Consider the following 20,720-nt stretch of genomic DNA (forward strand, 5'->3'; position numbering starts at 1 on the left):
CGGATTCAGGTGTCAGCTGGCGGTACTGTAGCGCCGAACACCGGACTCGATCATCGGAATCTGCGCCGCTGTGCTGCCGGAGGCCTGGAACAGCACCAGATGTTCCGCCGCCACCCGAATGCCGACTTCAGCACCGACCAGATGATCGGCATGACTCGGGAAAATCGACTCCAGCTGTGCGCCCGTAGGCAACTGCAGGCGGTACAGCGTTGATGCACCCTGGAAGCTCTTACCGACAATCTGTGTTCTCAGTGGGCTGTCCGGCGCATAGACGATGTCGTCCGGACGCAACAACACGTCCACGGCGCCACCGATCGGCCAGGTGTAGGCACGGTTGCCGCGCAATTCCCCCAACTCGGTCTGCACCGACTCCGGACTGCTCAACTGACCGCGAATGAAGTAACCCTGGCCAATGAAACTGGCCACATATGGTGTCAGCGGTTCGTGATAGAGGTTGTAGGGCGTGTCCCACTGCTCCAGGCGACCTTCCTTGAAAACACCGACATGGTCGCTGACCGCGAAGGCTTCTTCCTGGTCGTGGGTCACCAGAATCGCACTGGTGCCGCGAGCCTTGAGAATGTCGCGTACTTCATGGCTGAGCTTGCGTCGCAGTTCACCGTCGAGGTTGGAGAACGGTTCATCGAGCAACAACAGTTGCGGCTCCGGCGCCAGGGCGCGGGCCAGTGCAACCCGCTGCTGCTGGCCACCGGACAGCTCATGGGGAAAGCGCTTGCCGAGGTTTTTCAGGTTGACCAGTTCGAGCAATTCTTCGGTGACGCGATCCTTTTGCGGATGCTTGCGGATCCCGAAGGCGATGTTCTCGGCCACGCTCAAATGCGGAAACAGCGCGTAATCCTGGAACACCATGCCGATCCGGCGTTTCTCCGGGGCGAGGGTGAAACCGGCGCTGGAGATGGTCTCGCCCGCCAACTGGATTTCACCTTCGTGCACCGGTTCAAAACCGGCAATCGCTCGCAGGGTGGTGGTTTTGCCGCAGCCCGAAGAGCCCAGCAGGCAACCGATATCGCCGGCATTCAAATGCAGGTTGAGGTTCTGCACAACCCGCTGGTTTTGATAACCACAGGCCAGATTGCGCAGGTTCAGCAGTAATGGCTGGCTCATGCGTGGTGGTACGAAGGTGGGACGAGAAATTCGAGCAAGGCCTTTTGTGCATGCAGACGGTTTTCGGCTTGATCCCAGGCTACCGAACGCGGGTCGTCGAGCAGGTCGAGGCTGATTTCCTCGCCACGGTGGGCCGGCAGGCAATGCATGAACAGCACGTCCGGTGCGGCCAGGTCGAGCAGGGCACGGTTGACCTGGAACGGTGCGAACAGCTTCAGGCGCTTGGCGGTTTCCTCTTCCTGGCCCATGGAGGTCCAGACGTCGGTGCTCACCAGATGCGCGCCGCGCACGGCTTCCTGAGGATCGCGGACGATGCTTACCAGATCGCCGGCCTTGGCTACGAATTCAGGGTTGGGTTCGTAACCCTCCGGGCAGGCGATGCGCAACTGGAAGTCGAACTGGATCGCCGCTTCTATATAGCTGTTGCACATGTTGTTGCCGTCGCCGATCCAGGCCACGGTCTTGCCTTGGATCGAACCGCGATGTTCGAGGAAGGTTTGCATGTCGGCCAGCAACTGGCACGGGTGCAGATCATCGGACAGGCCGTTGATCAGCGGGACTCGCGAATTGGCGGCGAATTCGGTCAGGGTGCTGTGCGAAAACGTACGGATCATCACTGCATCGAGCATGCTCGACATGACAATGGCGGCGTCGCCGATCGGTTCGCCACGGCCCAGCTGAGTGTCGCGCGGCGACAGGAAGATCGCCTGGCCACCGAGCTGGATCATGCCGGCTTCGAACGAAATACGGGTACGGGTCGAGGACTTCTCGAAAATCATCCCCAGGACGCGGTTTTTCAAAGGCTCGAACAGTACGCCGCGGTTACGCAGGTCCTTGAGCTCAACGCCTCGACGGATCACGCTGACCAGCTCTTCGGGCGTGCAATCCATCAGGGAGAGAAAGTGCCTTGCGCTCATCATTGACTACCTTTTTGCAACAGACCGCAGATACTCAAAGCCTTGTTTAACTGAAAAACGGGCGAGACCTGCGGCGTAAGCCGCACGGGGCGACGAAATAGGGGAAGGCGCGATATTGACATTAAATGTCGCGTTTTTCCAATGGGCTACGGTGTTTAGAGGATTTCAGAGAGGCTACGGGGTGACCGCGGTAGCACTTTTGAAGCCTGTGTCCTGACAGCAGCTGACCATTTGTACACTGGGCTCGCCGGGCTTGGCAATCAGACAGGACGCGGGCGACATACTGGCAGTCGGTTTTTGACCTGTCATTCGAGCCTTTGGCGGGCAATGTGTCTGGTCTGAAACATTTGCTAATGCAAAGTGCTGGGTTATAACTAAAGCACGAGCGACGCAGGAAGCCTCAGGAATGGAATCGAAAGAACAGCTGTTAATGGAACTACTCGGCCTTACGGCTCGCTCTCTGACGCACCTCACTGCTTCCATGACCTCGATGTCTTTCGAGTTGTTACGCAGTGAAGACGAAGTCACCAAGGCGGCTGGCCGGCGCATGATCGACCGCATGGCCACCATTAGCGCCGGGCTCGACGAGCATTGGCGGCTGATCGGCGAGCTCACCGGCGTGCATGTCGCCCACGAGCAGATCGAAACCATTGAGGAAATCCAGCTGCAGGCGCCGCCGAGTCTGCCGCCGAACTGATCCCCTTGCTGCCATCGGTCGGCCTGATGGTCGTCGATTCACAAGACGAACGTCGCTGGCGCGGTGGCAAGTCACGCGCCATAGTTTTGTTCCCGCGGCCGACATTACCCGCCCAGAACAAGACAGAGACTGGCCATGACCAAGACTCTCCATCACCGTGCGTGCCACCTGTGTGAAGCCATCTGCGGCCTGACCATCGAAACCACTGAGGTTGAAGGCAGCGGCGTGCAGATCACCTCGATCAAGGGTGACCCTCAGGACAGCTTCAGCCGTGGGCATATCTGCCCCAAAGCGGTTGCCCTGCAAGACATTCAGAACGATCCGGATCGCCTGCGTCAGCCGATGCAGCGAGTGGGCGGTGAATGGCAGCCTATCGAGTGGGAAGATGCGTTCAGCCTTGTAGCCGAACGCCTGGCGGCGATTCAGGAGCGTCACGGGCAGAACGCGGTGGCGGTTTATCAAGGCAACCCCAGCGTGCACAACTACGGGTTGATGACCCACAGCAATTACTTCCTCGGCCTGTTGAAAACCCGTAACCGGTTTTCTGCGACGTCGGTCGATCAGTTGCCCCATCACCTGACCAGTCATTTGATGTACGGCCATGGCTTGCTGTTGCCGATCCCGGACATCGATCACACCGATTTCATGCTGATCCTGGGCGGCAATCCGCTGGCCTCCAACGGGAGCATCATGACCGTGCCGGATGTGGAGAAGCGCCTCAAGGCGATTCAGGCCCGGGGCGGCAAAGTGGTAGTGGTGGATCCGCGCCGCAGCGAAACGGCGGCGATTGCCGACCAGCATCTGTTCGTGCGCCCCGGTGGTGATGCGGCGCTGCTGTTCGGGCTGCTCAATACGTTATTCGCTGAAGGCCTGACCCGCGACAGTCATTTGCCGGTCGATGGTCTGGATGAAGTGCGTCAGGCGATCGCAGGTTTCACTGCCCAGGCCATGAGCCCGCTGTGCGCAGTACCTGCCGAACAGATCCGTCAACTGGCGCGGGACTTCGCGGCGGCGCCGACGGCAGTCTGCTATGGCCGGATGGGCGTCTCGACCCAGGCCTTTGGCACCTTGTGCCATTGGCTGGTGCAACTGATCAATCTGGTGACCGGCAACCTTGATCGTGTCGGCGGTGCGTTGTGCACCGAACCGGCGGTGGACCTGGTGGCGTCCACTTCGGGCGGGCATTTCAATCTGTGGCAAAGCCGCGTGTCCGGGCGTCCTGAATACGGCGGCGAGTTGCCGGTGTCGGCGCTGGCCGAAGAGATGCTCACCGAAGGGGAAGGGCAGGTCCGTGCGCTGATCACCGTGGCGGGTAATCCGGTGCTGTCCACGCCCAATGGCCGACAGCTGGAGCAGGCGCTGGACGGACTGGAGTTCATGGTCAGCGTCGACCTGTACATCAATGAAACCACGCGTTATGCCGACCTGATCCTGCCGTCGACTTCGGCGCTGGAAAACGATCATTACGACACCACGTTCAATATGTTCGCGGTGCGCAACGTCACCCGTTTCAACCGGGCGATTCTCGCCAAGCCGCAAGGCGCGCTGCATGACTGGGAGATCTTCGTGGGGCTGGCCAAAGCCTTTGCGGCGAAAACCGGCAAGGAACTGAAGCCTACCGTCGCACCGGCGCAGATGATCGACCGAGGGCTGCGGATGGGGCTGTATGGCGATGCTTCAGAGTACAAGCTGTCGCTGGCAACCTTGTTCGATCACCCTCACGGTGTCGATCTCGGCGCGCTCAAGCCCAGCCTGACGCCTCGTCTGAAAACGGCCAATCAGCGCGTCCAGGCGGCGCCTGTGGAGATCCTCGCCGATCTGGCACGCTTTGCGGCGCTGCAAGCACCGGCCGCCGATGAGTTGCTGATGATCGGTCGCCGCCATGTGCGCAGCAACAACTCATGGATGCACAACTATCACCGCCTGGTGAAGGGCAAGCCGCGCCATCAACTGCTGATGCACCCGGACGACCTGGCCAGCCGCGGGCTCAGCGATGGGCAGCGGGTGCGCGTCAGTTCACGGGTCGGCGTGATCGAGGTTGAAGTGGTCGCCAGCCTCGATATGATGAAAGGAGTGGTCAGCCTGCCCCACGGTTGGGGCCATGCGCGACCGGGCGTGCAGATGACGATTGCCAGTGGTCAGCCAGGTTCCAGCGCCAATGACCTGACTGACGAATGTCAGCTCGATGAGTTGTCGGGCAATGCGGCATTGAACGGCGTGCCGGTGACCGTGGCGGCGGCGTGAACATGTCTGTCGGGGAGGCCGAGCATGGCGCTCGGGTTTCCGTTACAATGCGCCACCGTGCCGACCACTGAGTCGGAAAGTTCAGCCGAGGTGCTCCATGGATATCATCGAAACGATTAAAGAGCAGATTGCCAACAACACCATTCTGCTTTACATGAAAGGCTCGCCGAATGCCCCGCAGTGTGGGTTCTCCGCGAAAGCCGCCCAGGCTGTTATGGCCTGTGGTGAAAAGTTTGCCTATGTGGATATCCTGCAGAACCCGGAAATCCGCGCCAACCTGCCAAAGTACGCCAACTGGCCAACCTTCCCGCAACTGTGGGTTGCCGGTGAGCTGGTCGGTGGTAGCGACATCATGACTGAAATGTCTGCCGACGGTTCGTTGCAGGCACTGATCAAAGACGCCGCCGCCAAAGCCGCCGCTGCCAAGACCGAAGCCTGATTCGGTTCCTGTAGGAGCGAGGCTTGCCCGCGAAGCAGGCGCCGCGCTTCTTCAGATACACCGCGTCATCGTTCTTCGCGGGCGAGCCTCGCTCCTACACGAGCAGCGCACATAAAAAAGCCCCGCCTCTGTAAAGAGAGCGGGGCTTTTTATTGCGTCGGGGTTAGGGGCGTAGAACTTACTCTTCGCCCATCTGCGATTGCAGATAGTTCTCAAGACCGACTTTATCGATCAGGCCCAGTTGGGTTTCCAGCCAGTCGATATGTTCTTCTTCGGATTCAAGAATGTCTTCGAGCAATTCACGGCTACCGAAGTCGCCAACGGTTTCGCAATGAGCGATCGCGACTTTCAGGTCGGCATGGCCGTCGCGCTCGATCTTCAAGTCGCACTCAAGCATTTCCTTGGTGTGTTCGCCGATGTGCAGCTTGCCCAGGTCCTGGACATTCGGCAGGCCTTCAAGGAACAGGATGCGCTTGATCAGCTTGTCAGCGTGCTTCATCTCGTCGATGGATTCGTGGTACTCGTGCTTGCCGAGCTTGTTCAGGCCCCAATCCTCATACATGCGCGCATGCAGGAAGTACTGATTGATCGCGACCAGTTCATTGGCAAGGATTTTGTTGAGATGCTGGATGACTGTAACGTCGCCTTTCATGGTGGGAGTCCTGCCCTGTATTAGCTGTATATAAGGCAGAGTTTGAGCCGCGTAATTAACAGTGTCAAACCTAAGTTATTGAAACTTAAATGAAAATTAATCGGAATAAGAATGTTTGTGTTCCGCGTCTAGGGCCTAAGCGATTGATTTTCAGACATAAAAAAACCGGACATCAAGTCCGGTTCTTCGAAATACGGTAGTTATGCGGCTGTAAATTCTACGGGGTAGGGGATTGCCGCCTGGGCCGTTTGCAGTTTGCCCAGTGTTTCACGCACCACTTCCTTGGCCAGGCAAGCGCATTTGCCGCATTGGCTGGCTACGCCGGTAGCCAGACGGACTTCTTTGTAGCTGCAGCAACCTTCATAGATTGCATCGCGGATTTGACCGTCGGTGACGCCGGTGCAGAGGCAGACATACATAAGTGAGAACCGTCGCTGGTTGTGACTCAATTGCGATGGATCTTAATGTTAACGAGAATGATTGTCAAAGTGGTTTCTGAAGGGTTTTTGTCATGAGGGCCTTTGACTGACGAACGGTTTCCTCTCGCGCCTTGTGAAAAAAATATAGCAGCGGCCATTTTGCCCGTCAGAAAAAAACCGCTAAGGACAGGCGAAAAACGCGGTGTATGATGGTCGGCCTTTTGCGAAGGAGGTTCGTGTCACAGGGCTGTCGCCTGAGGGTGACAGGCTGGCATGAGCCCTGTTCTTCAACGTTATTACACCAGGAGATATCCAATGAGCGTACTCGTAGGCAAACAAGCCCCTGACTTCACCGTACCGGCCGTACTCGGCAATGGCGAAATCGTAGACAGCTTCACCCTGTCCTCGGCCATCAAAGGCAAATACGGCCTGGTGTTCTTCTACCCACTGGACTTCACCTTCGTTTGCCCGTCCGAGCTGATCGCTCTGGACAACCGCATGGCTGACTTCAAGGCACGCAACGTTGAAGTGGTCGCCGTTTCGATCGACTCGCACTTCACCCACAACGCGTGGCGCAACACCCCGGTGAACAATGGCGGTATCGGCCAGGTTCGTTACACCATGGCTGCTGACATCAAGCAGGAAATCATGAAGGCTTACGACGTTCAGTCCGCTGACGGCGTGGCTTTCCGTGGTGCGTTCCTGATCGACGACAAAGGCGTTGTCCGCTCGCAGATCATCAACGACCTGCCGCTGGGCCGTAACATGGAAGAGCTGATCCGTCTGGTTGACGCTCTGCAATTCCACGAAGAGCACGGCGAAGTTTGCCCTGCCAACTGGAAAAAAGGCGACAAAGGCATGAACGCTTCGCCAGAAGGCGTTGCGGCTTACCTGACCGAGCACGCTGCTGCGCTGTAAGCCAGGCGTCCGGCAATAAAAAACCGGCCTCACTGAGGCCGGTTTTTTTATGGGCGGGATAAACCGGCGACCGGCATCAGTCGTTGTAGTCTTCCCAGCCGCCCATCTGTTTCCAGCGATTGACGATGCCGCAGAACAGCTCAGCGGTCTTCTCGGTGTCGTAGCGAGCCGAATGAGCCTCGCGACCGTCGAAGTCGATGTCCGCTGCCTGACAGGCCTTGGCCAGTACGGTTTGACCGTAGGCAAGACCGGCGAGGGTCGCGGTGTCGAAGCTGGAGAACGGGTGAAACGGGTTACGTTTCATGTCCAGGCGCGCGACAGCCGCGTTGAGGAAGCCCAGGTCGAAGCTGCTGTTGTGACCGACCAGAATCGCCCGTTTGCAACCGTTGGCTTTCAGGGCCTTGCGAATGCCGCGGAAGATATCGGTCAGCGCAGCTTCTTCGCTCACTGCCATGCGCAACGGGTGATCGAGTTTGATCCCGGTGAATTCCAGGGCTGCTGCTTCGATGTTGGCGCCTTCGAAAGGCTCGACCCGGAAGAAGTAGGTGTGATCGGGGTACACGAACCCTTTTTCATCCATGGCGATGGTGGTTGCAGCAATTTCCAGCAGCGCGTCGGTGGCCGAGTTGAAACCACCGGTTTCTACGTCGACGACAACCGGCAGGTAACCACGGAATCTGGCAGCCATTGGATGACGAGGACCACCTCCACCGCCTTGACCGTCCTGTTCGTCGTCGAAATGGTCTTCACTCACGCGTGTTCCTCCAGCAGGCGCCAGCGCAGTTTTTCACCGGCGCGCAGCGGGATAACGGTCAGCTCGCCGAATGGCAGGCTGGTTGGGGCGGTCCACTCGTCGCGGACCAGGGTGATGCGATCGGTGTTCGCCGGCAGACCGTAGAAACGCGGGCCATTGAGGCTGGCGAAGGCTTCGAGCTTGTCCAGCGCATTACGCTGTTCGAAGGCTTCGGCATACATCTCGATCGCGGCATAAGCGGTGTAGCAACCGGCACAACCGCAAGCCGCTTCTTTGGCGTGCTGGGCATGGGGGGCCGAGTCGGTGCCGAGGAAGAACTTGTCGCTGCCGCTGGTGGCGGCGTCGAGCAGGGCTTCCTGGTGGGTATTGCGCTTGAGGATCGGCAGGCAGTAGAAGTGCGGCCGAATCCCGCCCACCAGCATGTGGTTGCGGTTGTACAGCAGGTGATGCGCGGTGATGGTGGCGCCAACGTTGGCCGAAGCCGCGTTGACGAACTGCACGGCATCGGCGGTGGTGATGTGTTCGAACACCACTTTGAGCGTCGGGAAACGCTCGACCACGCGACGCATGTGTTCATCGATGAAGATTTTTTCCCGATCGAAAACGTCGACATCGCCACGGGTGACTTCACCGTGAACCAGCAAGGGCATCCCGACTTCGGCCATGGCCTCCAGTGCAGGGAAAATCTTGTCGATGCTGGTGACGCCAGAGTCCGAGTTGGTGGTCGCGCCGGCCGGGTACAGCTTGGCGGCGTGAATGAAACCGCTAGCCTTGGCCTCACGAATTTCTTCGGGCTGGGTGCGGTCGGTCAGGTACAGAACCATCAGCGGTTCGAAACGGCTGCCGGCCGGACGTGCGGCGAGAATCCGCTGGCGATAGCCATCGGCTTCAGCAGCGTTGCGCACCGGAGGTACCAGGTTGGGCATGATGATGGCGCGACCAAAGGTGCGCGCGACATCCGCGACGGTATTGGTCAACACGGCACCATCGCGAAGATGAATGTGCCAGTCGTCGGGACGCAGCAGGGTCAGGCGGTCGGACATGAGGGGATTCCAGGCGGGTCAAACTCAGGGGAATGCTACCGGAAAAGACTCTTCCAGGCACTCGCTATCAAGTTTTACGACAAGCTTCCGATACCCAACAGGCAGGCCGTGAATTTGTGTGTCGGTCTTTTTGTCGTAGAAGCCAGTGGAGCCTCCCGTGCGCCAGCGTTATTTAGCCTTGCTCAGTGTGTTTGCCAGCCTTCCCGCGATGGCGCTCACTTTCCAGACTCGTCTGGAGAGCATCGAGTGGACGGTCGAAGGTGACAAGTTCGAATGTCGCCTGACTCAGCCGATCACTGATTTCGGCTCGGGTGAGTTCGTGCGTCGCGCCGGCGAGCAGGCGACATTTCGTCTGAAGGCCTACAACTCAATGATCGGTGGGGGTTCCGCGACCTTGCTGGCGGCGGCTGCGCCATGGCAGCCGGGGCGTGGCGACATTAACCTGGGCTCGGTGAGAATCGGTAGTGGCAACGTGCTGTTCAACAGCTCGCAAGTGCAGGCCGGGCGCCTGATCAGCGGGTTGATGGAGGGGCGCAGCCCGGTCGTTCGACACTCATCAGGCGACGGTCGGGTGTCTGAAGTGCGTCTGCTGCCGGTCAAGTTCAACAAGGCCTACGGTGACTATCAGGGTTGCGTGGCCAAGTTGTTGCCACAGAATTTCGAGCAAGTGAAGCAATCCGAGGTCGGCTTTCCGGGGGAGGGTATCGATCTCGATGCCAGGGCCAAGGCCCAGTTGCAGGTCATGCTGGAGTTCATGAAGGCCGATCCGACGGTCAACCACATTGAACTCGACGGCCATTCCGACAACAGTGGCAACCGGCTGACCAACCGTGAACTGTCACGACGCCGGGCGCTGGCGGTGATGGATTTCTTCAAGGCCAATGGTGTGCAGGAATCGCAGATCACCCTGCGTTTTCACGGTGAGCGCTATCCGCTGGCGCCCAACAACAATGCCGCCAACCGGGCGAAGAACCGCCGGGTTGCCGTACGTCTCGAACGGGTTGCACCGACCGAGAAACCGGCGCCGCAAGCCACGGCCGCCGCGAGCAGCGCGACGACCTCCTGAACCTGCTGATTTCGTCGCTCGCTCGACATAATCTGTCGCTTCGTCGTCATAAGCTGTCGCGCCTCTGTAAATTATCCTGCATGAGCGGTAGACTTGACAGCTTTCCGTAGAACCCCGTGGAGTGATGGCATGGCGGACGTAAACAAGGTCGTTCTGGCGTATTCCGGCGGCCTGGACACTTCGGTGATCCTCAAGTGGCTGCAGGATACTTATAACTGTGAAGTAGTGACCTTCACCGCTGACCTGGGTCAGGGCGAAGAGGTCGAACCGGCCCGCGCCAAGGCACAGGCCATGGGCGTAAAAGAAATCTATATCGACGATCTGCGCGAAGAATTCGTGCGTGATTTCGTGTTCCCGATGTTCCGCGCCAACACCGTTTACGAAGGCGAGTACCTGCTGGGTACTTCCATCGCTCGTCCGTTGATCGCCAAACGCCTGATCGAAATCGCCAACGAAACCGGCGCTGACGCCATTTCCCACGGCGCGACCGGCAAGGGCAACGACCAGGTTCGTTTCGAACTGGGCGCCTACGCCTTGAAGCCAGGCGTGAAAGTGATCGCTCCATGGCGCGAATGGGACCTGCTGTCCCGTGAGAAGCTGATGGACTACGCCGAGAAGCACGCGATTCCGATCGAGCGTCACGGCAAGAAAAAATCCCCGTACTCGATGGATGCCAACCTGCTGCACATCTCCTATGAAGGCGGCGTGCTGGAAGACACCTGGACCGAGCACGAAGAAGACATGTGGCGCTGGACCGTCTCCCCGGAGAACGCTCCTGACAAACCGCAGTACCTGGAACTGACCTACCGCAACGGCGACATCGTTGCACTGGACGGCGTCGAAATGACCCCGGCCACCGTGCTGGCGACCTTGAACCGTATCGGTGGCGAACATGGTATCGGCCGTCTGGACATCGTCGAAAACCGCTATGTGGGCATGAAGTCCCGTGGTTGCTACGAAACGCCTGGCGGCACCATCATGCTGCGCGCTCACCGTGCGATCGAATCGATCACCCTGGACCGCGAAGTGGCTCACCTCAAAGACGAGCTGATGCCTAAATACGCCAGCCTGATCTACACCGGTTACTGGTGGAGCCCTGAGCGTCTGATGCTGCAACAGATGATCGATGCTTCCCAGGCCCACGTGAACGGCGTAGTGCGCCTGAAACTGTACAAGGGCAACGTGATCGTCACCGGACGCAAGTCCGACGAGTCGTTGTTCGACGCCAACATCGCAACCTTCGAGGAAGATGGCGGCGCCTACAACCAGGCCGATGCGGCGGGCTTCATCAAGCTCAACGCCTTGCGCATGCGTATCGCGGCGAACAAAGGCCGCAAGCTGTTCTGAGACCTTTGATGCGGTAATGGAACTGTGGCCTTGTCGATGACAAGGCCACAGTTCTGAAAAAGGGCTGCTGCATATTACGTTTCGCTTTCTGCTGGTTTCTTCTAACCGTTCCTTCTGCTGCCTGCCTTTGATCTCACTTCAAGGGCTGCCTTGCTCTGTGCGACAGGTCAAAACCTAGCCCATAATCGTCACGCCATGTGAGCTCAAATTGTAAGAAACACAGAACGTTGCGTTGTTGCGTTTCTTTAGTTGTTTCCAGTATTTGAGCGCGCTGTCCTTCAGCACAATCTCCGAATCGGCGCACGTGAGAAATACGATCACTTGTGCAGGATTATCCGGAGCGTGCTGGATACTCTCCATCAGGGCGCTGAGCGCCATTTTTTTGGTTATCCAGCGTGCATCAATGATGTGCAGATCCTTTAGCGGTGCAGGCAGCTGCACATGGTGTTGGGCCGAGCGTTCAGGCGATACTCTGGAAGTGCTGTTTCCCGAGTGATCAGCGTTGTCCATGACTTTTATAAAATGCTTTCCCTTCTCGAAATCGGAAGGCGCGTAAAGCGATCGATAATTGAAGTTGAGTGTGGCGAAGAAAAGAAAAAGCAAATAAAAGGGAAAGCTGATCAGAAACCAGACGTAGAGCTCTCTCTCCTTGTTGTCAAGAAAGGGCAGCGATACAGCAGCTGATGTTTCGGACAATGCTGCAAATATTGCAATGATTGTCATGGGGTTGGTGATTCTTTTTTTGAGTTTTATCATGTTTTTTACTCATTAGATATTATCTTTTTCTCTGTTGGTTTATAGGGTGTGTCTTGGTGGTGATAATGCATGTATGAGTGTTTTTTGTTTTTGTTGTTGTAAGTTCCTTTTTGCTGTGTGGTTGAGGTTGATATAGTAACTGCATTGTTCTGGGTCTGGGTATGGCTGTTTATTTGTTTTAAAGTTGTGTGGGTTTGTTTTGCTTGTGAAGTGTTGCTGTGTGTAAGATTTTTTGAGGAGTTCGGGCCGGGTTATGTAAGATTCTGCAAGATGCTCGTTACCTTTAAGGGTAGCTTAATAGTCGAGGTCTGTCGGACCAAGGACGTTGAACCCTGTTTTTTTGGGTGTGAATTGTTACAAAGAAACTGTCGAAGCGTTTAGCAGTGTTCGGCCAATAAAATCTCTGGCTCATCGTGTGCAATGATTTCTTGTAGGAATAATCCGTGTTGTTTGTAGGTAATGTCTCTCGGTGCGAGTGGTCGAGGGGGACGGCATGCCATGGGTGAAACGACTAGGCTATGGTGCGGGCTCTAAAAATTCGAACAGCGAAAATTGGACTTGCCCATGAATAAAGTGCTGATCGTGGATGATCACCCCGTCATTCGTCTTGCGGTACGTATGCTAATGGAGCGTCATGGCTACGAAGTCATTGCAGAAACAGATAATGGTGTGGATGCATTACAAATTGCCCGTGAACTTATGCCGGATATTGTCATCCTGGATATTGGAATACCAAAACTGGATGGGCTGGAAGTTATCGCGCGCCTGACATCGGCGGCGATGCCTCTTAAAGTGCTGATATTGACATCCCAGGCTCCAGGGCATTTTTCCATGCGTTGCATGCAATCGGGTGCCGCCGGATATGTCTGTAAACAACAGGATCTTACTGAGTTGCTCAGTGCAATAAAGGCCGTGCTGTCAGGTTATAGCTACTTTCCCAATCAGGCGCTGCATACTGTGCGCTCCAGTCTTGGGAATGCCAGTGAAGCCGACATGGTGGATCGATTGTCCGGGCGGGAAATGATGGTCCTGCAGCAGTTGGCCCGAGGAAAGACAAACAAGGAAATCGCCGATGGAATGTTCCTCAGCAATAAAACCGTCAGTACTTACAAGACTCGCCTGTTACTAAAACTCAATGCTCGCTCACTGGTCGATCTTATTGAATTGGCTCAACGTAATGGCCTGGTATGAATACGCCAGCATTTGACGAGGGGCGATGAGCGGGCGTTTGTCGGGGATGAGCACTTAGGGGATGGGCACTTAGTAAAAAGCCTCCGTTTCGGGAGGCTTTTAGGTGTCATAGGTCAAAATCGTAATCGGCCAATTGCTTTTGCAGTCGGCGCTCCTCCAGCAGATTGTCGATGGTGCGGCGTTTGCTCAGGTTGGTCTTCGCTACTTCCACCACCGGTTCTGCGTCATCGGCCTCAACGGGGGTGAAGTCGTCTTCTACGTCCAATTGCTCTTTGCCAGTGCTCATAAGGTTAACTCCAGGCTAAGACTGCCTTTGGCGCTCCTTATATCGACAATTTCCCGGCGGGTAAAAAAGATTTTTTCAATCGGCTAATCAATAAAACTAATAGAGCCTCAATCGTCCGAGGTCTTTTGCTTGTATTCGCATAAGTCCTCGATCCGGCAGCTGCCACAACGCGGCTTGCGGGCCAGGCAAACGTAGCGTCCGTGGAGAATCAGCCAGTGATGGGCGTCGAGCAGATACTCCTTCGGCACGAATTTCATCAGTTTCTGCTCCACCTCGACCACATTCTTGCCCGGAGCAATGCCGGTACGGTTGCTGACCCGGAAAATGTGGGTGTCCACGGCCATGGTCAGCTGACGAAAGGCGGTATTGAGCACCACATTGGCGGTCTTGCGACCGACGCCGGGCAACGCTTCCAGCGCTTCGCGGGTTTGCGGCACTTCACCGCCATGGTGTTCTACCAGCAAGCGACAGGTTTCGATCACGTTTTTTGCTTTGCTGTTGAACAGGCCGATGGTCTTGATGTATTCCGACAGCCCTTCGACGCCCAAGGCATAAATCGCCGCCGGCGTGTTGGCCACCGGAAACAGTTTGGCGGTGGCCTTGTTGACGCCGACATCGGTCGATTGCGCCGAGAGAATCACGGCGATCAGCAGTTCGAACGGCGAGGAATAGGCCAGCTCGGTCTTCGGTTCAGGATTGTCTTCGTGAAACCTGCGGAAAATTTCCAGACGTTTTGCGGCATTCATGGGCGATGCGTTTCCTCGAAGGAGGTCAATGTGGGTGTCGGGCGGGTCCAGGCCTGACGTGCGGCGATCAGCAGCCCCAGCAGAATAAACCCGCCGGGGGCCAGCGTGGCCAAGCGCAGGCCACCGTCAGCGGTGAGCACCCAACCTTGCCAGTCCGGTTGCGTAGCACCGGTCAGCCAGGGCAGATGGCTACCCAGTGTCCCGTTGCCAATGAGCTCGCGCAGCAGGCCCAGGCCAATCATCAAGGCGCCGAACAGGCCGCACAGGCACAGGCGATCACGCCTTGTGCTCTGGAAAAAACCGTTATGTTCCAGCACGACGCATTGCAAGGCGATCAATCCGGTATAGAACCCCAGATGCTGGTGCCATTGAAGCGACCAGGCTTGTGTGGCGAGTTCCGCACAACTGGTCAGTGTGGCAGCCAGCAGGAGGCAGGCCAGTAAATGTGTTGCCGGAATCAGTCGCGAGCGCAAGACGCCCATGCTCACGCCATAAACACTGAGCACCAGAGCGAACATCAGCCATAGGCCCAGAGCTGTTACCAACGAATCAGTGACGCCGATCAGAGGCGCAAACATCAGCGAATTCTGCAGGGTTGATGACTTATTCATGGGCACTGCTCCCGATCAACGGTTGCCGGTGTTCGTCGAAGTAGCGCAATGCATCGTGGGTGGCATTGATCACCGCTCTTGAGGTGATGGTCGCGCCCGCGATCTGATCGAATTGACCTTGGTCCTTTTTCAAGGCCCAGCCAGTGTCACCTGGTTCGCCTAGAGACTTGCCGGTAAACACTTGCAGCCAGGCATTGGGCCACTCGGCGAGCTTGCCGCCCAGCCCCGGGGTTTCCGATTGCTTGAGGGTTTTGACCCCCAGCAACTTGCCATGGGGGTCGATGGCGATCAGCAAATCGATGGAGCCGGCGTAGCCCGGTGTCTGGCTGCGCAGCAGCACGGCGCTCGGTTGGCCGGCCTTGGACGCCAGGTAGCCATTCAGCAGCGTGCTGTTGGGCAGACGAGTGTTTTCGACGCTGAGGGGGTGTTCCAGTGGCTGATTGTCGTAACTGTCGGGCGCTAGCAGGTCCAGCAAATTGCGACTGTCGATCAGGCGTTGTTCGGCGGCAATGCGTGCGGCGCTGGTGTGCTGCACGAAGTAAGTCGCGCCTGTCCCCAGGCCTGCCAGTAATACCAGGACCACAACGCTTGTCGCTCGGTTCATGGGCTAACCTGCGCTTGCCTGGAGGCGGCAAACCGCTCCAGCGCCGGTACACAGAGGTTCATCAGCAGGACGGCAAAGGCCACCCCGTCGGGATAGCCGCCCCACGTGCGAATCAGGTAAGTCAGCAGCCCCACGCCGGCGCCGAACAGCAACCGGGCCGTGGGGTTTTTCGCGCCGGATACCGGTTCCGTCACGATGAAGAAGGCACCCAGCATGCTCGCGCCGGTGAGCAGATGAAACAGTGGTGAGCCATGGGAATCGGAGCCCGAACCGTTCCAGCACAACAGGCTGATGACGAACAGGCTGGCGAGCATGCCGACTGGAGCATGCCAGCTGAACACCCGTCGTTGCAGCAGAAACGCACCGCCGGCCAGAAAGGCCAGGTTGACCCATTCCACGCCCCGGCCGCCGAAATGGCCGAATGCCGGGTTGCCGGCAAACAGTTCGTCCATGGTCAGGCTTTTGTTGATTCGCAGGCTGTCCAGCGCGGTGGCCTGGGTCCACGCGTCTGGTGTCTGGCCGAGGCTGAAGCCGAACACTTGCTGCAGGCCTGCGAGCAAGTCCATGCCATGGGACGACGGCCAATGGGTCATTTGCTGGGGAAATGTCACTAAAGCCAGGGCAAAACCGAGCATCGCCGGGTTGAAAGGGTTCCTGCCGACGCCGCCATACAGGTGCTTGCCGAAAAAAAGTCCGAATGCCGCCGCGCTGACCGTCAGCCACCATGGGCAGTAAGGCGGCAAGGCCAGGGCCAACAGGGTCGCGCTGACCAGCGCACTGCCATCGCTCACTGTCGGTCTTACAGGTTGCTTGCGCAGCTGCAACACCGCTGCTTCAACGGCCAGTGCGGTAGCCGCCGTCAGAATCAGGTTGATCAACACGCCCCAACCGTACAACCAAAACAACATCAGCATTCCCGGCAGGGTGGCCAGCAACACCAGCTTCATGGCCTGCTGAAGGCGTTCGTCCACCGATTCAAGGGGCGGCATAGGCATCCACCTGCCGCTCGGCTTCGCTGAGCGCATGTTGCAACGCTGCGATCTGTTCGGCCGACGCTTCGCTTGTTTGAGCCTTCTTCAGTTCGGCGCGGCGCATGGCCAACTGGATCTTCGCCCGTTTCAGCTCGGCATCGTTCGCCGGAGCCGGTGTCGCAGCGACTTGCGGCGCACTGCTTTCCAGCAGCAACAGCGCCTGTTCGGCGGCTTCGAACTGTTGTTGCAACACGATCAGTTGCGATTGCTGTTCAAAGGTCGGTGGATGCCCGAAGGCCTTGAGCGATTTGTTCAGCTGCGCCCGACTCATCGCCAGATCGACCTTGGCCTTTTTCAGTGCCGCATCGGCATTGGCGGCCTTCTGTGCGCGCACGCGTTCCAGCGCGGCCTGAACCGGGTCGAGCGTCACTTCACTGTGCTGCACGGCGCGTTGGGCGCGGGCCTGGCGTTCGGCGAGTTTCTGTTGCTCTTCGCGGTGTAAGCGGGCATTGCGCTGTTCGAAGCGACGGCGCGCACGATTGCGTTTGGCGGCCCGGGCCTGTTGTTCCTCCAGGCTGAACGCCAGCCCACCGACAATCGGCAGCGTGGCCAGCGGTAGCGGATGCATCTCGATGCAATCCACCGGGCAGGGCGCCACGCAGAGGTCGCAACCGGTGCATTCGTCGACGATGACCGTGTGCATGAATTTCGCCGCGCCGACAATCGCGTCGACCGGGCAGGCCTGAATGCATTTGGTGCAGCCGATGCATTCGGCTTCGCGGATGTACGCGATTTGCGCTGGTGCCGAGCCGCGACTGACGTCCAGTTCCAGCACCGGCACTTTCAGCAGCTCGGCGAGGGCCGCGATGGTTTCGCTGCCGCCCGGTGGGCACTTGTTGATCGGCTCGCCGCTGGCGATGCCTTCGGCGTACGGTTTGCATCCGGGGTGGCCACACTTGCCGCATTGGGTCTGCGGCAAGAGGGCATCGATGCGTTGAATCAGACTCATGTTTTGATCAGCCCGCTGAATCCGAGAAAAACCACTGCGATCAATCCGGCGCCGATCAATTCGATCGGCAGGCCGCGAAAGGGCAGGGGGACATCGTTATCGAGTGTGCGCTGGCGCAAGTCGCTGAACAGGCTCAGCACCAGCCAGAAACCCAGCCCGGCACCGAGGCTCAGGGCTATGGCGTGGAAAAGTCCCTTGTCGTCCTGAGCATTGAGCAACGTCAGCCCAAGCACGCCGGCATTGCCCAGCAGCAGGGGCCAGAGACCCTCGAATGAAAGCTTGGCAAATAGCCGTGGAAGCAACTTCAGCAGCGGGCCGATCAGCAGAACGCTCAGCGGCAGGAACACGAACAGACGCAATGATGTCAGCCCCAACGGCACCAGCAGCCAGTGGTAGAGCGCATGGCCGAGCGTGCCGACAACCAGCATCAGGCACGTCGTCGCGATGCCCAATGCATGCACCTGTCGCCGCTCGCTGCCCAGCACCGGATCGACGCCCAGCGGCCAGTGCAACACGAGGTTGTTGATCAGGGCAGCGCTGATAAGCGTAAGAAGCAGTTCGGTCATGATCGTGCCGGTAAGAACGGGGCTTTCTTAAAGGGCTCTCTAAAAAGAGATTAGGCATTATCCGGCAAGGAAGGAGGGTGGGCCAGACATGAAAATCCCACAGTCGCGCCGGGCACGACTGTGGGATCGGTTTAGCGCAGAACCTTACTTGATGCGCTGACCTGGCTTGGCGCCGCTGTCGGGGCTCAGCAGGTAGATTTCCTCACCGCCAGGGCCGGCCGCCATCACCATGCCTTCGGAGATCCCGAATTTCATTTTGCGCGGCTTGAGGTTGGCAATCATCATGGTCAGGCGACCTTCAAGCTTGGCCGGGTCCGGGTAGGCGCTCTTGATGCCGGAGAGCACGTTGCGTTGCTCGTCACCGATGTCCAGGGTCAGGCGCAGCAGTTTGTCGGCACCTTCGACGGCTTCGGCCTTGAGGATCAGGGCGACGCGCAGGTCGACCGCGGCAAAGGTATCGAATTCGATCTCCGGCGACAGCGGATCCTTGGTCAGTTCGCCGTTGCCTTGAGGCGCGGCAGCTTCGCCGGTGTCGGTCTGGCTGGCGGTCAGGTCTTCTTTCGAGGCGTCGGTCATGGCTTGCACTTTTACCGGGTCGATGCGGGTCATCAACGGTTTGAACTCGTTCAACTGATGGTTGCTGAGCAAGGTGGCGTGGTCGTTCCAGGTCAGCGGTGCGACGTTCAGGAACGCCTCCGCATCGGCGGCCAGCAGCGGCAGCACCGGCTTGAGGAAAATCACCAGTTGGCGGAACAGGTTGATGCCCAAGGCGCAGATGGCCTGGACTTCATCCTGCTTGCCTTCCTGTTTGTTCAGCGACCACGGTGCCTTGTCGGCGATCCAGGCGTTGGCACGGTCGGCCAGGCCCATGATTTCGCGCATGGCCCGGGCAAAGTCACGAGCCTCGTAGGCTTCGGCGATGCTCGGCGCTGCGGCCAGGAACGCTTCGGTCAGCTCCGGCGCGGCGTTGCCGGCCACCAGCACGCCAGCGTTGCCTTTGTGGATGAAACCGGCGCAACGGCTGGCGATGTTGACGACTTTGCCGACCAGATCCGAGTTGACCTTCTGCACGAAGTCTTCGAGGTTCAGGTCCAGGTCATCGACGCCACGGCTCAGCTTGGCCGCGTAGTAGTAGCGCAAGTATTCCGGCGACAGGTGATCCAGATAGGTCCGGGCCTTGATAAAGGTGCCACGGGACTTGGACATCTTCTGGCCGTTGACGGTCAGGTAGCCGTGCACGTTGATGCCGGTCGGTTTACGGAAACCCGCGCCTTCGAGCATCGCTGGCCAGAACAGGGCGTGGAAGTTGACGATGTCCTTGCCGATGAAGTGGTACAGCTCGGCGGTGGAGTCCTTGCCCCAGAACGCGTCGAAGTCCAGTTCCGGCGTACGGTTGCACAGGTTCTTGAAGCTGGCCATGTAGCCGATCGGCGCGTCCAGCCACACGTAGAAGTACTTGCCCGGCTCGTCGGGAATCTCGAAGCCGAAGTACGGCGCATCGCGGGAGATGTCCCACTGCTGCAGGCCGGCATCCAGCCATTCGGCGATCTTGTTGGCCACGGCCTCTTGCAACGTGCCGCTGCGGGTCCAGGTTTGCAGCATTTCCTGGAAGTCCGGCAGCTTGAAGAAGAAGTGCTGGGAATCCTTGAGCACCGGCGTGGCGCCGGAAATCGCCGACTTCGGATCTTTGAGGTCGGTCGGCGCGTAGGTTGCACCGCATTTTTCGCAGTTGTCGCCGTACTGGTCTTCGGTGCCGCATTTCGGGCAAGTGCCCTTGATGAAGCGGTCGGCCAGGAACATTTTCTTTTCCGGGTCGAAGTACTGCGTGATCGAGCGCGTGGCGATGTGCCCGGCGTCGCGCAGCTTCAGGTAGATCTGGCTCGACAGCTCACGGTTTTCTTCGGCGTGAGTGGAGTGGAAGTTGTCGAAGTCCACCAGGAACTCGGCAAAGTCGGCGCTGTGTTCAGCCTGGACGTTGGCGATCAGTTGTTCCGGGGTGATGCCTTCCTTTTCCGCGCGCAACATGATGGCCGAACCGTGGGCGTCGTCGGCGCAGACATAAATGCATTGGTTACCGCGATGCTTCTGGAAGCGCACCCACATATCGGTCTGGATGTATTCCAGCATATGGCCGAGGTGGATCGAACCATTGGCATAGGGCAGGGCGCTGGTGACGAGGATCTTGCGTGGCTCGGACATGGGGCTCGGCTACTTGATGAAACGGAGGTCGGCCACTATAAAGCGCCGGCGCATATTTTTCACCCTTCGGGCCTGTTTCCGGATGCATCGCCCCTGAAAAGAGTGGTGATGAGTTTGCTTGGTGCAAGAGGACTTTTGTGGCGAGGGAGCTTGCTCCCGTTGG

Annotated in this window: 22 protein-coding genes; 7 read left to right on the forward strand and 15 right to left on the reverse strand. The window is 58.2% G+C overall.

Annotated elements, in window-relative coordinates; genetic code table 11:
• Positions 1–12: 12 nt before the first annotated feature.
• Positions 13–1,122, reverse strand: a complete 1,110-nt coding sequence (locus tag AC1RO5_RS15305; protein WP_493175988.1) for an ABC transporter ATP-binding protein — start codon at positions 1,120–1,122, stop codon at positions 13–15.
• Positions 1,119–2,039 carry an ornithine carbamoyltransferase gene (gene argF / locus AC1RO5_RS15310; RefSeq protein WP_493175990.1) on the reverse strand — a complete coding sequence of 307 codons (921 nt, stop codon included), beginning with the start codon at positions 2,037–2,039 and terminating at the stop codon, positions 1,119–1,121. Before argF ends, AC1RO5_RS15305 begins: the two co-directional genes overlap by 4 nt.
• Before the next feature lie 406 nt (positions 2,040–2,445).
• Between argF and plzR the strand changes: the two genes are divergently transcribed.
• The 3 genes from plzR (at position 2,446) to grxD (ending at position 5,419) form a co-directional block, all read left to right on the forward strand.
• Complete coding sequence (gene plzR, locus AC1RO5_RS15315) at positions 2,446–2,736, forward strand: PlzR type 4 pili assembly inhibitor (protein WP_018926610.1); 291 nt, start codon at positions 2,446–2,448, stop codon at positions 2,734–2,736.
• Between the two features lie 135 nt (positions 2,737–2,871).
• Entirely contained in the window at positions 2,872–4,980 is a 2,109-nt protein-coding gene (locus AC1RO5_RS15320) for a molybdopterin oxidoreductase family protein (protein ID WP_493175992.1), read from the forward strand.
• Between the two features lie 97 nt (positions 4,981–5,077).
• Entirely contained in the window at positions 5,078–5,419 is a 342-nt protein-coding gene (grxD, locus tag AC1RO5_RS15325) for a Grx4 family monothiol glutaredoxin (RefSeq protein WP_007938922.1), read from the forward strand.
• Positions 5,420–5,597: 178 nt separating this feature from the next.
• Here grxD and bfr read toward each other — a convergent pair whose 3' ends face one another.
• Positions 5,598–6,071 (reverse strand): bacterioferritin, encoded by a 474-nt coding sequence (gene bfr, locus AC1RO5_RS15330; protein ID WP_007898512.1) that lies wholly within the window; start codon positions 6,069–6,071, stop codon positions 5,598–5,600.
• 200 nt (positions 6,072–6,271) lie between these two features.
• On the reverse strand, positions 6,272–6,490 hold the full coding sequence (locus tag AC1RO5_RS15335; protein WP_493175994.1) for a bacterioferritin-associated ferredoxin: 219 nt from the start codon (positions 6,488–6,490) through the stop codon (positions 6,272–6,274).
• A gap of 315 nt (positions 6,491–6,805) precedes the next feature.
• Between AC1RO5_RS15335 and AC1RO5_RS15340 the strand changes: the two genes are divergently transcribed.
• Positions 6,806–7,408 carry a peroxiredoxin gene (locus AC1RO5_RS15340; protein WP_007938920.1) on the forward strand — a complete coding sequence of 201 codons (603 nt, stop codon included), beginning with the start codon at positions 6,806–6,808 and terminating at the stop codon, positions 7,406–7,408.
• A 76-nt stretch (positions 7,409–7,484) separates the two neighbouring features.
• Here AC1RO5_RS15340 and rnt read toward each other — a convergent pair whose 3' ends face one another.
• The gene (gene rnt, locus AC1RO5_RS15345) at positions 7,485–8,162 is read right to left on the reverse strand and encodes a ribonuclease T (RefSeq protein WP_007938919.1); all 678 of its coding nucleotides are present in this window, start codon (positions 8,160–8,162) and stop codon (positions 7,485–7,487) included.
• Complete coding sequence (gene pyrC, locus AC1RO5_RS15350; RefSeq protein WP_205887390.1) at positions 8,159–9,205, reverse strand: dihydroorotase; 1,047 nt, start codon at positions 9,203–9,205, stop codon at positions 8,159–8,161. Before pyrC ends, rnt begins: the two co-directional genes overlap by 4 nt.
• Before the next feature lie 157 nt (positions 9,206–9,362).
• Between pyrC and AC1RO5_RS15355 the strand changes: the two genes are divergently transcribed.
• Together AC1RO5_RS15355 and AC1RO5_RS15360 are read left to right on the forward strand one after the other, a co-directional pair.
• Positions 9,363–10,271 carry a flagellar protein MotY gene (locus AC1RO5_RS15355; RefSeq protein ID WP_413695005.1) on the forward strand — a complete coding sequence of 303 codons (909 nt, stop codon included), beginning with the start codon at positions 9,363–9,365 and terminating at the stop codon, positions 10,269–10,271.
• Between the two features lie 129 nt (positions 10,272–10,400).
• The gene (locus tag AC1RO5_RS15360) at positions 10,401–11,618 is read left to right on the forward strand and encodes an argininosuccinate synthase (protein ID WP_007938916.1); all 1,218 of its coding nucleotides are present in this window, start codon (positions 10,401–10,403) and stop codon (positions 11,616–11,618) included.
• Between the two features lie 174 nt (positions 11,619–11,792).
• Here AC1RO5_RS15360 and AC1RO5_RS15365 read toward each other — a convergent pair whose 3' ends face one another.
• A complete protein-coding gene (locus tag AC1RO5_RS15365; RefSeq protein WP_493175996.1) occupies positions 11,793–12,374 on the reverse strand; it encodes a hypothetical protein in 582 nt (193 codons plus the stop codon).
• Positions 12,375–12,938: 564 nt separating this feature from the next.
• Here AC1RO5_RS15365 and AC1RO5_RS15370 point away from each other — a divergent pair.
• Positions 12,939–13,565 carry a response regulator transcription factor gene (locus AC1RO5_RS15370; RefSeq protein WP_007938913.1) on the forward strand — a complete coding sequence of 209 codons (627 nt, stop codon included), beginning with the start codon at positions 12,939–12,941 and terminating at the stop codon, positions 13,563–13,565.
• Positions 13,566–13,671: 106 nt separating this feature from the next.
• Here the strand turns inward: AC1RO5_RS15370 and AC1RO5_RS15375 are convergent, their stop codons facing one another.
• From AC1RO5_RS15375 to metG, 8 genes are all read right to left on the reverse strand, one after another.
• On the reverse strand, positions 13,672–13,851 hold the full coding sequence (locus AC1RO5_RS15375; protein ID WP_007898493.1) for a PA3496 family putative envelope integrity protein: 180 nt from the start codon (positions 13,849–13,851) through the stop codon (positions 13,672–13,674).
• A 107-nt stretch (positions 13,852–13,958) separates the two neighbouring features.
• A complete protein-coding gene (gene nth / locus AC1RO5_RS15380) occupies positions 13,959–14,597 on the reverse strand; it encodes an endonuclease III (protein WP_493175998.1) in 639 nt (212 codons plus the stop codon).
• On the reverse strand, positions 14,594–15,208 hold the full coding sequence (locus AC1RO5_RS15385; protein ID WP_493176000.1) for an Rnf-Nqr domain containing protein: 615 nt from the start codon (positions 15,206–15,208) through the stop codon (positions 14,594–14,596). The genes nth and AC1RO5_RS15385 overlap by 4 nt, the downstream gene beginning before the upstream one ends.
• Complete coding sequence (locus AC1RO5_RS15390) at positions 15,201–15,812, reverse strand: RnfABCDGE type electron transport complex subunit G (protein WP_493176002.1); 612 nt, start codon at positions 15,810–15,812, stop codon at positions 15,201–15,203. Before AC1RO5_RS15390 ends, AC1RO5_RS15385 begins: the two co-directional genes overlap by 8 nt.
• Positions 15,809–16,801, reverse strand: a complete 993-nt coding sequence (locus AC1RO5_RS15395) for an RnfABCDGE type electron transport complex subunit D (RefSeq protein WP_493176004.1) — start codon at positions 16,799–16,801, stop codon at positions 15,809–15,811. Before AC1RO5_RS15395 ends, AC1RO5_RS15390 begins: the two co-directional genes overlap by 4 nt.
• A complete protein-coding gene (gene rsxB / locus AC1RO5_RS15400) occupies positions 16,788–17,792 on the reverse strand; it encodes an electron transport complex subunit RsxB (protein ID WP_493176006.1) in 1,005 nt (334 codons plus the stop codon). Before rsxB ends, AC1RO5_RS15395 begins: the two co-directional genes overlap by 14 nt.
• Positions 17,789–18,358 (reverse strand): Rnf-Nqr domain containing protein, encoded by a 570-nt coding sequence (locus AC1RO5_RS15405; RefSeq protein ID WP_493176008.1) that lies wholly within the window; start codon positions 18,356–18,358, stop codon positions 17,789–17,791. Before AC1RO5_RS15405 ends, rsxB begins: the two co-directional genes overlap by 4 nt.
• Before the next feature lie 144 nt (positions 18,359–18,502).
• Positions 18,503–20,557 (reverse strand): methionine--tRNA ligase, encoded by a 2,055-nt coding sequence (gene metG / locus AC1RO5_RS15410; RefSeq protein WP_493176010.1) that lies wholly within the window; start codon positions 20,555–20,557, stop codon positions 18,503–18,505.
• Positions 20,558–20,720 lie beyond the last annotated feature (163 nt).

The organism is Pseudomonas sp. GW822-FHT02G04 (assembly GCF_058802085.1).